Genomic DNA, 14,666 nt, shown 5'->3' with positions numbered 1-14,666 from the left:
AGACCCTGCTCACCGCTACTTCTGTGGTTCTTCCTTATAATCGCATTCCACACATTGGACTTGTATGCCTTTTTTGAGTTTTTTCTCGACGAGCATTTTTCCGCATTTCGGGCATTTTCGTTCAATTGGTTTGTCCCAGGAAACGAATTCACAGTCCGGATAACGGTCACAGCCGTAAAATACCCGTTTCTTTTTCGATTTTCGTTCAACAATATTTCCTTCACCGCAGCTCGGACACTTCACACCGATTTGTTTGACAATCGGCTTTGTATTTCGGCAATCGGGGAAATTGGAGCAAGCTAAGAATTTACCGTATCGGCCCATTTTATACACCATAGGAGAACTGCACAATTCACAATCTTCTCCGGCATATTCTGGTTCAATTTCAACTTCCTTCATTTCTGATTCGGCTTTTTTCACACGCTTTTCAAAATCGGTATAGAAGTTATCAATAATCTGTACCCATTCTATATTGCCTTCCTCAACATTATCAAGGTCTTTTTCCATTTTTGCCGTAAACTCAACGTTAATGATTTCGGGGAAAAATTCCATGATCAGCTCAAGCACGATCTGCCCTAATTCTGTGGGAACAAACCGTTTATTATCCAGTCCAACGTACCCGCGCCGCTGAATCGTATCAAGGGTCGGAGCATAAGTGGACGGACGGCCGATCCCGAGTTCTTCAAGCGTTTTAACCAAACGGGCCTCAGTATAGCGCGGAGGCGGCTGGGTAAAATGCTGCTCCGGTTCTATATCTTTTGATAATACCGTATCGCCTTCCTGTAAGTCAGGCAGCATCCGGTCTTTTTCTTCCATTTGATCGTCTTTTCCTTCAACATACACCTTCATAAACCCGGAAAACTTGACTTTACTTCCATTTGCACGAAAAGTCAAACCGTTGTTTGTCAGGTCGACACTCATTGTATCGAGAACAGCAGGTGCCATTTGGCTGGCAACAAAGCGCTCCCAAATTAATTTATACAATCTCATTTGATCTCTGCCAAGTACTGCTTTTAATTCACTTGGTTTTCTGAGAACTGATGTCGGGCGAATCGCTTCGTGAGCGTCCTGAGCATTTTCATTCTTTTTCGCAGGCTTTCGTTTGCCGCCTAAGAACTCTTTGCCGTATGCCTGATCAATAAATGCAGCGGCTTCATCCACCGCCGTATTTGAAATACGGGTTGAATCCGTTCTCATATACGTGATCAGACCGACCGTTCCTTCTCTTCCAAGATCAATTCCTTCATATAATTGCTGTGCAATCATCATCGTTTTCTTCGCTCTGAAATTGAGCTTGCGAGCCGCTTCCTGCTGCAGGGTGGAAGTGGTAAAAGGCAAGGCCGGATTACGTTTGCGTTCCTTTTTCGTTACTTTTTCAACTGTGTATTTATTGCCTTTGAGCTGAGAAAGAATGTCTTTTACATCGGCTTCACTTTTTAAAGGAAGTTTTTTGCCGTTTTTTCCGAAAAAGCTCGCTTCGAACGTTTCCTGTCCTTTCAAGAACGTACCGTCAATTGTCCAATATTCCTCCGGCTTAAAGTCGTTAATTTCTTTTTCGCGGTCAATAATCAAACGGAGGGCAACGGATTGAACACGGCCTGCGCTAAGCCCTTTCTTGACTTTCTTCCATAGGATAGGACTGATTTTATATCCGACAAGCCGGTCTAAAATACGTCTCGCCTGCTGTGCATCCACTAAATCCATATTGATCATGCGAGGATGCTTAAACGATTCCTTAATGGCATCTTTTGTAATTTCATTAAACACCACACGGCAATCAGAATTGAGATCTAACTCAAGGCTGTGTGCCAAGTGCCATGCAATCGCTTCCCCTTCTCTATCGGGGTCGGCTGCGAGATACACTTTTTTGGCTTTTTTCGCAGCTGTTTTCAGCTCTTTCAACACCGGTCCTTTACCTCGAATGGTAATATATTTCGGTTCAAAATTCTGTTCTATGTCAACTCCCATTTGACTTTTTGGAAGATCCCGGACATGTCCCATTGATGCTTTTACTTTATATTTTTTACCTAAGTAACGTTCAATCGTTTTCGCCTTAGCGGGCGATTCCACGATGACTAGATAATCAGACATTTTCATCCCCCTCAAGAGGTGTTCTCTCTCTTTTCAAGTATTTCAATTTTGTTTTGCAGCTGTCTTTATTTGGCTTTCAACATTTCCATTCTTAATGATGAACGTCATTATTTAAATAGAAAACAATATGCAACTTTAAATCCTCACTATTATTAAATATTACAATGCCGTTTGTCAAACGATAATTCAAAAGGGTTCCGTATATTGAACGTTTCTCTCAGGAAGCTCCTCGAAAATATCCTCTGCTGACCATATGGCTTTAGCCCCCTGCTGGATCAGTTTTATAGGACCTCCTGCGTACGGATCAAATAATGAGCCGGGTACGGCAAATACTTCTCTTCCTTGTTCCAGTGCTTGATATGCAGTAATCAGCGAACCACTTTTTTCTTTGCCCTGCACGACAATAACGCCTTCACTTAATCCGCTAATGATACGGTTTCTCATAGGGAAATGCCATTTTTGGGGTTTGGTTTCAGGTGGGTGCTCTGACAGAAGGATATGGTGTTTAGCCATATGATCTGCTAACTGAAGGTTTTCCCGGGGATATATGTGTTGAAATCCGCCCGCAATGACGCCGATTGTCCGCCCCTTCGCCTTAATACTTGCAGCATGGGACATTCCGTCTATCCCAGACGCCAGTCCGCTGACAATCACCCAATTTTTACGGCAAAGCTCTTTTGTAAGATGATTGACAATTTGTATCCCATAAGCTGTTGGATTTCTTGTCCCTACAATTCCAATTTTCCTCCCTTTAGAAAGAAGGGTCAAATCACCCTTTGCAAACAGGACGGCGGGGGGATCATAAATGGTTTTCAGCCAGAAAGGATATTGCTTTGAAGAAATCGGGATGGGGTTAATTCCTTGCTCATGGTAAGCAGCAAGTACACGCTGAAGCTTTGGATATTGTTCTTCTATTTTATTTTTTAATGCAGCTGCCTTTATTTTACCTCGAGTAACAGTTTCTAACACGGGTGAAGTCAGCGACATAGACGGATCAGCTTTCCACCATTTTAATAGAAGGGATGGGGATAATAATTGATTGATTCTGCAAATCATTAAACAGGCAGCGGCCTGATCCAATATATTGACCTCCTTTTGACAGAAAAAGCAGGAACAGCCTTGACGGCTGCCCCTTCTTTATTAATGCGTTTTGCAAGTTTCGAACAAGTTCTTCTCTTTCAGCACCTTAATTAAGGTTTCGCCCATTACAGAAGGTGTCTCTGCAACTTCGATTCCGCATGCATTAAGCGTTTTGATTTTTTCATCAGCTGTCCCTTTTCCACCGGAAATAATGGCGCCTGCATGCCCCATGCGCTTCCCTGGAGGTGCTGTTTTCCCGCCGATAAAACCGACTACCGGTTTTGTCATGTTGGCTTTTACCCACTCTGCCGCTTCCTCTTCGGCAGTACCGCCGATTTCGCCAATCATGATGACAGCGTGTGTGTCAGGATCTTCGTTAAACGCTTTTAAAGCATCAATAAAGTTTGTTCCATTTACAGGGTCGCCGCCGATTCCAACAGCTGTAGATTGTCCTACACCTGCTTCTGACAGCTGGTGCACCGCTTCGTATGTTAATGTTCCTGAACGTGATACAACGCCTACATGACCCTTTTTATGGATATATCCAGGCATAATGCCGATTTTACATTCTTCAGGCGTGATGACACCAGGGCAGTTGGGCCCTATCAGTCTCGTTTTCTTGCCTTCCATGAAGCGTTTGACCTTCACCATATCTAAAACCGGAATATGCTCTGTGATACAAATCACGAGATCAAGCTCCGCATCTACCGCTTCCATAATGGCATCAGCTGCGAACGGTGCCGGCACATATATAACAGACGCGTTAGCACCAGTCGTTTGAACTGCTTCAGCCACTGTATTAAATACAGGAACACCTTCCGCTTCAGTTCCGCCTTTTCCAGGTGTTACACCGCCTACGATATTTGTGCCGTATTCGAGCATCTGCTTCGTATGAAATAAAGCGGTAGAACCTGTAATCCCTTGTACAATAACTCTTGTATCTTTATTAATAAAAACACTCATTATCTGGTCCCCTGCCTTTCATTCTTTCCTAAACTAAGGATACGATTTTCTGCGCGCCGTCAGCCATTGATTCCGCAGATGTAATATTTAATCCTGATTCACTAAGGATTTTCTTCCCTAGATCCACGTTTGTACCTTCAAGACGGACGACAAGCGGCAATGTTAAACCGACTTGTCTTGTCGCTTCAACAACCCCTTCTGCGATGACATCACATTTCATAATGCCGCCGAAAATGTTGACAAAAATCCCTTTAACGTTTTGATCAGAAAGAATGATTTTAAATGCTTCCGTGACTTTTTCTGCAGTTGCACCGCCGCCCACATCAAGGAAGTTGGCCGGTTCTCCTCCATAATGCTTGATAATATCCATTGTGGACATTGCAAGTCCCGCGCCGTTTACCATACAGCCAATATTTCCATCAAGAGAAATGTAGCTTAAGTCATATTTGGACGCTTCGATTTCTTTCGGATCTTCTTCATCCAAATCTCTGTATTCCATAATGTCCTTTTGTCTGTACAACGCGTTGCTGTCGAAATTCAATTTCGCATCAAGCGCCATCACATTTCCATCGCCAGTAACAACGAGCGGATTGATTTCGGCGATTGAGCAGTCTTTCTCAACAAACGCTTTATATAGTCCAAGCATAAATTTAGCAGCTTTTCCCACAAGCTCCTTTGGAATATTAATAGCGAATGCGATTTCTCTAGCTTGATAGCCTTGGAGGCCGACAGCCGGATCAATGACAACTTTCTTGATTTTTTCCGGTGTTTTCTCCGCTACTTCTTCGATTTCCGTTCCGCCTTCTTCAGAAGCCATCAGAACGATTCTAGAAGTGGCGCGATCAAGCACAAGCCCCACGTAGTATTCTTTTTTAATATCGCAGCCTTCTTCAATAAGTAAGCGTTTTATTACTTGGCCGTCCGGACCCGTTTGATGTGTAACTAGGGTCTTCCCTAATAGTTCTTCGGCATACGCTTTCACTTCATCTAATGATTTTGCTATTTTTACCCCACCAGCTTTGCCTCGACCGCCAGCATGAATTTGAGCCTTTACGACATAAACCGAGCTGGATAAGTTCTTTGCTTTCTCAACTGCTTCTTCTGCTGTAAAAGCCACTTTACCTTCAGGAACAGATACCCCATATTTTCTGAGGACTTCTTTTCCCTGGTACTCATGGATATTCATTTCCCATCCTCCTAACTTATGTAACAAAACTAAAATAGACTGCGCTTTCATTCTATAATAATACTGGAAGAATTGTCTAGAGTTCGATGCAAAATCTTAAAATCCTTCTAAACATTCAAACTTTTATTTTATTAAAAACATAAATTTCAAACGGAGGATGGGGAATATTTTAGCTACTTTTTATTTTTTACGCTTTCGTCCAATCTGTAAATGAACGAAAAAATCTCGGCTACTGTTTCATAAAGAGCTTCCGGGATTTGATCATCTACAGTCAAATGGCGCATTAATTCGACAAGAGTCCGATCTTCTTGAATCGGGACCCCTGCCTTTTTCGCTTCTTTGATAATGTTGTCGGCTACATGGCCCTTTCCTGTCGCAATCACTTTTGGCGCCTTGTCTTTTTGTTCGTCATAATGGAGAGCCACAGCTTTTCTGATCGGCGTCTGCTCTTTCATACTTTCACATCCACTTCCTGATCACTGATGCTTGTTATATATTGATCGATTGCAGCCTTCTTTTCGAAGTGAATCCTTTTTTTAGCGTTGACACCTGAAAGGCTGTATCCCATTTCCTTCAGATTCTGTTTCAGCGCAGGCACCATCGGATCGATCGCAGCCTGAAGCTCGAAATCAGTCTCAATTGTAATAGTCATAACTTTTTGCTGTACCAAACAATCAACGACGGTTTCTTTTAACGTATCCAGCTGCAGCAAAAACAAAAGGCGGCAATGAGAAGGATCAAGCTTTCCATCCGCTTCCTTCTTTCCTTTAAACAGAACCGTCATGTCCTGAACCCCTGACTTCGAAAACAGCGGAAATGACATTACAATTTGGCTGTATGACGGATGGTCCTGCTGCATGAAAAGCTGGCCGTTTAATTTATGAAAAAGCTGATCGGCTTCCTGTTTGACAGGTTCAGATACCTCATGCGACGCTCTTGCGGCATGAAGAGCCAGCTTGATGGATTGTATTTCGTCAGGTGTGACTGCGCTTCCTTGTTCTAACGCTTTAATGAATGCAAGCTCGTCCCTTGCGCCGATTGCCGTTTTCACTTTGGATAAGAAAGAAAGAACATCTGCCTTGTCCGCCAAATTAGGTGCCGCCTGCTGAACAGCCTTTAAAAAGACTTCGGCTTCCCGATCTGTGACTTGTGCCGCCTGAAAAACAGCTGAAGCTGCAGGTGAGTTACTATCACCCGATGAAGCAGCCGCTTTAATCCAATTTGCTGCTTCTTTCACAATGTGAAGACTGTTTTTTTCAGCAGATTCCGTCAGCTTTGTCAGCAGCTGACGGGCTTCTTTGATTGGAATGTCTGCTGCTGTTTTGCCAGACTCTCCTTGTATGCTACTCTGTTCCGCTATGTCGTTTACGAGCGATAAGCCAGCCTTACCGGAGGAACCAGATAGTGCGCTAAGCTCCCTGTTTCCAGCTGTGTTGCCTGGAGAAGGTGCTTTGGTATTGTCCGTTAGCGAGATAAGCTTATCAATCAGACGTTCTGCATGGACATCAATTTCACTATTAAAAAGTGCTGTAACTGCTTCTTTTAGCTTTGCCGTCATTTGGCTCTGCTGAGGGTTTTGGTTGATTGCCTGAAGCAGACGGGATACATGCTGATGCAGCGGAACAGGCGATTTCACAGCGTGAACACCGCTCAAAACCTCGGGGTGAATGGGAAGCTCACGCTTTAAAGCGAATAGAACAGTTTCAATCGCTTTTTTTGTATCTGGCGCAGGCAGCGTCTCCATCCAGCGGACAGCTGTTTTGATATCATTTTCTGTTACAGGTGTTTTGCTCTTCAGCATCGCTCCAGTCATCATGAGAGCGGCGTTTGAAGGTTTTACTGAAATGGCATTTAAAAGTTTGCCAGCTGCATCCTGAATGGATTTGGGATTTTGGTCAAAGCTTTGAACGACCTGAAGACGGCCTGTCTGTTCTGCTGTTGTTTTTTCGTAGGAAAACCAATAGTACGCCTGAGGACGAAGCTGAGTTTCAAGTTTTCCCTGGACAGTTTGGTTGCCGACTTGAATCAGCGCATGCTGATCTCCTAATAAACGAAGCACTTTTCCTAAAAGGAGACGCTTCTCCCCGTTTAGCGCTTCGCTAACATTTGATGTTTCCTGTGGGACTGCTGTATTTCCAAAAAGGTGCTGCAGCGCCTTTTGCACATCATTTCGTATATTCATTTAAAGAGGTGCCTCCTTGTCCATCGGTTTATCTGAAAGATTGAACAGGAGCGAAAGTTTTGCGGTGCAATTCAGTTGGGCCGTGTGCTGCGAGAGCTTCGAGATGCTCTTTTGTCCCATAGCCTTTATTTTTTTCAAAGCCGTATATAGGGTATGTTTCGGCATAAGCGCTCATCATCCGGTCTCTCGTCACTTTCGCGATACACGCACCTGCTGCAATAGACACGCTTTTAGCATCGCCTTTTATAATTGACGACTGGTCTATGCCGACCGGTAGCGTCATTGCGTCAACAAGCAAATAATCAGGTGTATCTGACAAATCGTGTATCGCTTTCACCATTGCCATCTTTGAAGCTTCATATATATTGACTTCATCAATGACAGAGGCTTCTACAATTCCTATTCCGACTGCCAGTGCTTCTTTCATAATAAGCTCGTAATATTCGTCACGCTTTTTTTCTGAGAGCTTTTTGGAGTCTGTCAGCCCAAGTATTTCACATTCCTCTGGAAGGATGACTGCGCTGGCGACAACGGGTCCTGCCAATGGCCCCCGGCCGACCTCATCTACACCTGCAATCAAGCGAAATCCTTTGTTTCTTGCCAGTCTTTCATAGGAAGTCATATTCACCCATTGTTCTTTCAGCGCTTTTTCTTTCGCCTGCTTTTTAATCCATTGCTCTACAAGCGTTTGAACGCTTTTTCTCGGGTCGTTTTCGCATTGGGCAAGAAATGGGTCTTGCTCATCCTTCACTTCCTGCAAACGGTCTTTAATGTCCTTTACGGTTAATGTATTCACTTTCTCTTCTCCCTTACTGTATGTATCGGTTCGGTCACGAAAAAATAAAGACCCGCATTTCTGCGCGCCTTTACATAGTCGGCTGTTCAAATGACAGCCGGCCGAACTTTTCAGTGCGGATATCGCGAATAATGACTTCAGTCGTCTTATCGTAGTTAATGAGCCCTCCGCTCATGAGACAGCCGCGCTTTTCACCTATTGCATCAAATAGCTCTGCAATGTCCTCTGGGATCTCATCAAGGGCGTAACGCTCTTTTAGCCGTTCAGGATAGTGTTCTTCGAGAAAACGAAGACCAAACACAGCCACGTCCTGCAGATTGATAATCGAGTCTTTAATAGCCCCGGTGACAGCCAGCCTCAAGCCGACAAGCTCATCCTCAAATTTAGGCCATAAAATCCCCGGTGTATCCAATAGCTCTAATTCTTTCCCGACTTTGACCCACTGCTGAGATGTCGTAATACCAGGTCTGTCTCCCGTTTTTGCTATATTTTTCTTTGCCAGCCGGTTGATAAGCGTTGATTTCCCAACGTTTGGAATGCCGATAATCAAAGCGCGAATTGCTCTCGGCTTCACACCTTTTGCCCTCATCCGGTCAAATTTTTCTTGAAGGATCTCTTTTGATGCCGGGACAATTTGATTTAAGCCTTGTCCGTTTACAGAATTAATGGACAAGGAGCGGATCCCCTGGTTCTCAAAGTGCTCTTTCCACTGCTGTGTAACTGCCGCATCCGCTTTGTCAGCCTTGTTTAACAGCATAATTCGCGGTTTATTTTTTAGAATATCTTCAATCATTGGGTTTCTTGATGACATTGGAATTCTGGCATCTACCAATTCGTATACTATATCGATTAATTTTAATTTTTCGGTTACTTCCCTTCTTGCTTTTGCCATATGGCCCGGGAACCATTGAATTGTCATGTGAAACGAACACCGCCTTTATCTCTTCAGTATGTATAATTCTTTGTTGTCCTTTATGTATTTTACGATGCCTGTCCGGCATTTTCAAATTCTGTATAAAAAAAGAGCTTGTTACAGGTAACAAGCTCTTTTCGTTCGTTATCATTATCGTCTGATCTCTTTAATACGAGCCGCTTTTCCGCGAAGTTCACGCAGGTAGTAAAGCTTAGCACGGCGTACTTTACCGTAACGTACAACTTCGATTTTCGCGATTTTTGGTGTGTGTACAGGGAAAGTACGTTCAACGCCAACACCGTAAGAAATCTTACGAACTGTGAACGTTTCGCTGATTCCACCACCACGACGCTTAATCACAACACCTTCAAAGATCTGGATACGCTCACGGTTACCCTCAACAACTTTAACGTGTACACGTAAAGTGTCACCAGGACGGAACGCAGGAAGATCAGTACGAAGCTGTTCTTTTGTGATATCTTCAATTAGTTTTTGCATCGTTTTCAACTCCTTCCAACAGATGCTCTTGGCCACAAAACCCGGCACAGCGGAACATCGTTTTCAAGCTTGCAGCGGATGAGCCCGCTTAAGCCACAAGTAGTATCTTATCACAATTTCATAGCCTATGCAATAAAATCTATTCTTTTTCCCATTCAGAAATCCATTTTCTTTGCTGTTCTGTAAGCGGGTAGTCTTTCAAAAGATCCGGACGTCTTACATAGGTCCTTCTGATCGACTCTTTATTCCGCCATTCTTTGATTTTTGCATGGTTTCCTGATAGAAGTGTTTCAGGCACTTTTAAACCTTTGTAATCTGCCGGTCTTGTATAATGCGGGTGTTCTAAAAGGCCGGTGCTGAATGAATCCTCAATATGGGAAGCCTCTTTGCCCAGCACACCCGGGAGCAGTCTGACCACACTGTCTGCAATCATCATTGCGGGAAGCTCACCGCCCGTCAGAACAAAATCGCCAATGGATATTTCATCTGTCACCAGATGTTCGCGAATGCGTTCATCATAGCCTTCATAGTGGCCGCAAATAAACAGCAAATGCTCTTCCTTTGCTAACTGCTCGGCTTTTTTTTGGGTAAAACGCTCACCTTGCGGACAGACGAGAATAATACGCGGAGCAGCAGCTGCCTTTGATGTCAGATCCTCGACCGCGTCAAAAACAGGCTGAGGCTTCAGAACCATGCCTGCGCCGCCGCCATAAGGATAATCATCAACAGTATTGTGCTTGTTATCAGAATACTCCCGGAAATTCACGACCTGAAACTGCACCGCATCTTTGTCTTGGGCTTTTTGAAGAATTGATGAGCCAAGCACACCTTCAAACATTTCGGGAAACAGCGTCAAAAAGTCGATTCTCATTCGTCTATTAATCCTTCCATGAGTTCAATCTCAATTTTCTTTTCGCTGACATCGATATATTTGACCACTGATTCAATGTAAGGAATGAGTGCGTCTTTTTTCCCTTTTCGCCCGATAACCCAAACGTCATTAGCTCCAGGCGTCAAAATTTCTTTGACCTTTCCGATGAGTTCACCGTCTTCGGTAAATACTTCGCACCCAATGATTTCATGGAAATAAAATTCTCCCTCATTCAGCTCTCCTAAATCTTCTTCAGGCACTTTAATGATTGCGTTTTTCAGTTTCTCTACTTCATTCAGGCTTTGTCTTTCTTTAAACTGCAGCAGATGAAATTGCTTATGCAGCCTGTGCGTGTTTACTGTTACTTCCACTGGTTCGTTACTGCCGTCCATAAACAAATACAGCGTGTTGCCCGGCTTATACCGTTCTTCGGCAAAATCTGTTTTCGAAATCACCCGCACTTCGCCTTTGATTCCGTGGGTGTTTACGATTTTACCTACATTAAACCATCGCTTTGTCATATGATCACCTCTGGCGAATTTCAATTACTTTTCCGTCTTTTATGACGATGGTATTTGCTGCTGTTTTCTCATGCCAGTCATCCCCGGCTTCAATCGTCAGCAGCGCATCGACTTCCTTTTCTTTCATTTCACTGCCAAGCGGCAACGTATGTACTTGAGCAATTTGAAAATCGATTATTTTTATATTATCTTTTCGCTTTTCTATTGCCTTTTTAAATTGTTCAATCATTTCTGGGTTTTGCTGTTCTTTCTCATGTTTTCTAAGCTGAAAATAGAGCTGGCTGCATTCTCGTTCAAGCATTTGTTTCTTTTCGGCAAAAGAAGCTAAAAGCTTTTCCTTGCTGCGCTCGGTTAAGACTTGCATAACGGCTACACGGTGAATAATTTGCATCGCACCAAGCTCCCCGCTTTTAAAACTTTTTTGGCTCAGGCTTTTTCTATTTTGCCTAAGCTTCTATCAGTTTACCCTTTTTTTGCGTGTAAAAAAAGGGGAGGTGCCGGCCCTCTCCCTTTTAGTCAAATATCTCAAATTGAACTTTCTTAGAAGACTGTGCGCCAGCTGCAAATACAGCTGTTCGAATCGCTTTTGCAGTCCGGCCTTGCTTTCCGATAACTTTACCGGTATCTGACTTATGGACAGATAAGCGCAGCGCAATCTTTTGATCGGTTTCTTCTCTTATGACGCGAATGTCATCTGGATGATCAACAAGCGGCGTCACAATTCGGACAATCAAATCTTCCAAGTGTTGATCAGTCATTACTTGCCTTGTTTAGCGTTGTGGAATTTTTCCATGATTCCTTGGCTAGAGAACAAGTTGCGAACTGTATCAGATGGTTTCGCTCCAGTTTGAAGCCATTTAAGAGCAAGCTCTTCGTCGATTTTTACTTCCGCTGGTTTTGCAACCGGGTTGTAAGTTCCGACTGTTTCGATGAAACGGCCGTCACGCGGTGAACGAGAATCTGCTACAACAATACGATAGAAAGGAGATTTTTTTGCTCCCATACGTTTTAAACGAATTTTTACTGCCATTTTACTAGCACCTCCGAAAATATTTCAACAAGATAGTATATTAACAATGATAAAAGTGTTTGTAAAGTGTTTTTTCTTAACAACGGTTTTATCATGTATAACCGATTACATAAAAGGTAGCTTAAACCCTTTTTTCTTACCTTTAGACATGTTTGTCATCTGCTTCATCATTTTTTTCATTTCGTCAAACTGCTTAAGCAGACGGTTGACCTCCTGTACGGATGTCCCGCTTCCTTTCGCAATCCGCTTCCTCCGGCTGGCATTGATGATATCCGGCTGTTCTTTTTCAAGAACAGTCATTGATTTGATGATCGCTTCCACATGATTCAGCTGCTTTTCATCAACTTGGATGTTTTTTAGGCCTTTCATTTTACCTGCACCCGGCATCATTTGCAGAAGCTCATCAAGCGGCCCCATGTTTCTGACCTGCCCGAGCTGCTCCAGAAAATCGTCCAATGTGAAGCTCATCGTTCTCATTTTTTGTTCCAGCTCTTTGGCTTTGTCTTCATCGACGCTGGCCTGTGCTTTTTCAATCAATGTCAGCACGTCGCCCATACCGAGAATCCTAGATGCCATGCGTTCAGGATGGAACGGTTCTAATGCATCAAGCTTTTCGCCTAAACCAGCGAACTTAATCGGCGTGTTTGTGACCGCACGAATAGAAAGCGCAGCACCGCCGCGTGTGTCTCCATCAAGCTTAGTTAACACAACACCGGTTAAACCGAGCTGTTCATTAAAGCTTTTGGCAACATTCACAGCGTCCTGACCGGTCATTGAATCGACGACCAGGAAGATTTCTTCCGGATTCGCGATTTCTTTCACGTTAGTCAGTTCATCCATCAGTTCATGGTCAATATGCAAACGGCCAGCCGTATCCAAAATGACATAGTCATAATGTTCTTCCTTGGCTTTTTCAATAGCTTGTTTCGCTATTTCTACAGGACTAACCTGATCACCAAGAGAGAAAACAGGCATGTCAAGCTGTTTGCCGAGCGTTTCCAGCTGCTTAATAGCGGCTGGACGGTAAATATCGGCAGCAACAAGCATCGGTTTGCGATTATGCTTTTTGCGCAGCAGATTCGCCAGCTTACCGCTTGTTGTCGTTTTACCGGCACCTTGGAGACCGACCATCATAATAACAGTCGGCGGCTTTTTTGCGACGGCGATTTTGCTCTCTTCGCCGCCCATCAGCTCAGTCAGTTCCTCTTTAACAACTTTAATGACCTGCTGGCCGGGCGTCAGACTTTTCATGACGTCTTGGCCTACAGCGCGTTCACTTACTTTTTTGACAAAATCCTTGACTACTTTAAAGTTAACGTCAGCCTCAAGGAGCGCAAGACGAACCTCACGCATCATATCTTTTACATCTTGTTCGCTGACTTTCCCTTTTCCGCGGATTTTAGAAATCGTCTGCTGCAGTCGGTCGGCTAATCCTTCAAATGCCATAGTTTGCCGCCTCCTAATCTAATTTCTCAAGCGTTTCAATCAGAGCTGTAATTTCTTCCTCTTCTTTTGATCCGGAAGCAAGCTCCTTCAGCTTATTAAACATCTCTTTACGCTCCTGAAACTTTTTCAAAAGGAGCAGCTTTTCTTCATATTGTTCAAGCATCGCTTCTGTTCGTTTGATGTTATCATAAACAGCTTGTCTTGAAACCTCATATTCTTCGGCTATTTCGCCTAGGGAGAAATCGTCCAAATAATAAAGCGACATATAGCTCTTCTGTTTTGACGTCAACAACGACTGATAAAAATCAAACAGATAGTTCATTCTCGTTGTCTTTTCGAGTGACATTTGAGCTCTCCCCTTTGTTAAGTCAAATCCCTTTACGATAACTTAGTTTACACGGTTTTATCGAGACTGTCAAGTTTTTATCTTGTCAAAGGATCGATTGCCTTTTCCAAAATACGCTAAATACCATCCATTTTATTCCGATATTGTATATGGACCCTATTTTAAAGGAGGATATCTTATGAAAAAAATCGGTTTATTGTTTATGCTGTGTTTGGCAACCATATTTACAATCATTTTCCCGGCACAGCAGGCAGACGCTGCTGAGGTGCCTTATAAGGCTTCAATCACAAATATCAGCACAGATGGAGGAGTTTACGGTAAAATCAATTACGGACAAGGTCAATTTTGGCGAGTCAAGTACAATATTACAATAAACGGCAAATTACTCGACCAAAACGGACAGCCGGTGCCAAACGCGCCAGTAAGGTTTGAAGCAGATACGAAGGTCGGAAATACAACAAAAACAGCTTCAGGAATAACCGATGCACATGGAACATTTGAGGTTCCAATGTATTTGGGGCCAGCTGCAGGGTATTACACGTATTACACATCAGTTTCCGTTCATTACTATGACATCATCCCGTTCAGAGTTTATTCAGAAGATTCGAGATTGGTATCCACAGATAACAGCCTTTATCATTTCGCCTATCAAGTGAGAAGATAAAAAAGAAAAAGGCCCCAAAATAGAGACTGACCCCCGTTTTCGAGACAGGGATCAAAACACCTTTTAAACAGCCAATTGC

Annotated in this window: 17 protein-coding genes; 1 reads left to right on the top strand and 16 read right to left on the bottom strand. The window is 43.4% G+C overall.

The genetic code is table 11. The features are described 5' to 3' along the window. Window positions 1–15: 15 nt before the first annotated feature. The 16 genes from topA to Q5C82_RS03820 all read right to left on the bottom strand — a co-directional run bounded on the left by topA (window position 16) and on the right by Q5C82_RS03820 (window position 13,923). The gene (topA, locus tag Q5C82_RS03895) at window positions 16–2,091 is read right to left on the bottom strand and encodes a type I DNA topoisomerase (RefSeq protein WP_003220843.1); all 2,076 of its coding nucleotides are present in this window, start codon (window positions 2,089–2,091) and stop codon (window positions 16–18) included. Between the two features lie 186 nt (window positions 2,092–2,277). Beyond that, window positions 2,278–3,171, bottom strand: coding sequence for a DNA-processing protein DprA (dprA, locus tag Q5C82_RS03890; protein ID WP_003220839.1), 894 nt, complete (start codon window positions 3,169–3,171; stop codon window positions 2,278–2,280). A gap of 60 nt (window positions 3,172–3,231) precedes the next feature. After that, the gene (gene sucD / locus Q5C82_RS03885) at window positions 3,232–4,134 is read right to left on the bottom strand and encodes a succinate--CoA ligase subunit alpha (RefSeq protein ID WP_003220837.1); all 903 of its coding nucleotides are present in this window, start codon (window positions 4,132–4,134) and stop codon (window positions 3,232–3,234) included. A gap of 28 nt (window positions 4,135–4,162) precedes the next feature. Beyond that, complete coding sequence (gene sucC / locus Q5C82_RS03880; RefSeq protein WP_003220835.1) at window positions 4,163–5,320, bottom strand: ADP-forming succinate--CoA ligase subunit beta; 1,158 nt, start codon at window positions 5,318–5,320, stop codon at window positions 4,163–4,165. Window positions 5,321–5,493: 173 nt separating this feature from the next. Then, window positions 5,494–5,775: a FlhB-like flagellar biosynthesis protein gene (locus tag Q5C82_RS03875; RefSeq protein WP_003220834.1), complete on the bottom strand. Its 282-nt coding sequence runs from the start codon at window positions 5,773–5,775 to the stop codon at window positions 5,494–5,496. Continuing rightward, window positions 5,772–7,502, bottom strand: coding sequence for a hypothetical protein (locus tag Q5C82_RS03870; RefSeq protein WP_003220832.1), 1,731 nt, complete (start codon window positions 7,500–7,502; stop codon window positions 5,772–5,774). The genes Q5C82_RS03875 and Q5C82_RS03870 overlap by 4 nt, the downstream gene beginning before the upstream one ends. A 28-nt stretch (window positions 7,503–7,530) precedes the next feature. Beyond that, window positions 7,531–8,298: a ribonuclease HII gene (gene rnhB / locus Q5C82_RS03865; RefSeq protein ID WP_003220829.1), complete on the bottom strand. Its 768-nt coding sequence runs from the start codon at window positions 8,296–8,298 to the stop codon at window positions 7,531–7,533. Between the two features lie 70 nt (window positions 8,299–8,368). Continuing rightward, complete coding sequence (ylqF, locus tag Q5C82_RS03860; RefSeq protein ID WP_003220827.1) at window positions 8,369–9,217, bottom strand: ribosome biogenesis GTPase YlqF; 849 nt, start codon at window positions 9,215–9,217, stop codon at window positions 8,369–8,371. 144 nt (window positions 9,218–9,361) lie between these two features. Beyond that, window positions 9,362–9,709 (bottom strand): 50S ribosomal protein L19, encoded by a 348-nt coding sequence (gene rplS / locus Q5C82_RS03855; RefSeq protein WP_003220825.1) that lies wholly within the window; start codon window positions 9,707–9,709, stop codon window positions 9,362–9,364. A 139-nt stretch (window positions 9,710–9,848) separates the two neighbouring features. After that, window positions 9,849–10,580: a tRNA (guanosine(37)-N1)-methyltransferase TrmD gene (trmD, locus tag Q5C82_RS03850; RefSeq protein WP_003220823.1), complete on the bottom strand. Its 732-nt coding sequence runs from the start codon at window positions 10,578–10,580 to the stop codon at window positions 9,849–9,851. Continuing rightward, entirely contained in the window at window positions 10,577–11,101 is a 525-nt protein-coding gene (rimM, locus tag Q5C82_RS03845; protein WP_003220821.1) for a ribosome maturation factor RimM, read from the bottom strand. Before rimM ends, trmD begins: the two co-directional genes overlap by 4 nt. Before the next feature lie 4 nt (window positions 11,102–11,105). After that, window positions 11,106–11,492, bottom strand: coding sequence for a YlqD family protein (locus Q5C82_RS03840; RefSeq protein WP_003220819.1), 387 nt, complete (start codon window positions 11,490–11,492; stop codon window positions 11,106–11,108). Window positions 11,493–11,613: 121 nt separating this feature from the next. Continuing rightward, the gene (locus Q5C82_RS03835; protein WP_003220817.1) at window positions 11,614–11,859 is read right to left on the bottom strand and encodes a KH domain-containing protein; all 246 of its coding nucleotides are present in this window, start codon (window positions 11,857–11,859) and stop codon (window positions 11,614–11,616) included. Further along, entirely contained in the window at window positions 11,859–12,131 is a 273-nt protein-coding gene (gene rpsP / locus Q5C82_RS03830) for a 30S ribosomal protein S16 (protein WP_003220815.1), read from the bottom strand. The genes Q5C82_RS03835 and rpsP overlap by 1 nt, the downstream gene beginning before the upstream one ends. A 105-nt stretch (window positions 12,132–12,236) precedes the next feature. Beyond that, complete coding sequence (gene ffh / locus Q5C82_RS03825) at window positions 12,237–13,577, bottom strand: signal recognition particle protein (RefSeq protein ID WP_003220811.1); 1,341 nt, start codon at window positions 13,575–13,577, stop codon at window positions 12,237–12,239. A gap of 13 nt (window positions 13,578–13,590) precedes the next feature. After that, window positions 13,591–13,923: a putative DNA-binding protein gene (locus Q5C82_RS03820; RefSeq protein ID WP_003220809.1), complete on the bottom strand. Its 333-nt coding sequence runs from the start codon at window positions 13,921–13,923 to the stop codon at window positions 13,591–13,593. A gap of 178 nt (window positions 13,924–14,101) precedes the next feature. Here Q5C82_RS03820 and Q5C82_RS03815 point away from each other — a divergent pair, with 178 nt between their 5' ends. Then, entirely contained in the window at window positions 14,102–14,587 is a 486-nt protein-coding gene (locus Q5C82_RS03815) for an Ig-like domain-containing protein (RefSeq protein ID WP_003220807.1), read from the top strand. The last annotated feature ends 79 nt before the right edge of the window (window positions 14,588–14,666 follow it).

Source organism: uncultured Bacillus sp. (genome assembly GCF_958411575.1).
GTDB lineage: Bacteria > Bacillota > Bacilli > Bacillales > Bacillaceae > Bacillus > Bacillus spizizenii.
This window is presented reverse-complemented; position numbering and strand designations above follow the sequence as displayed.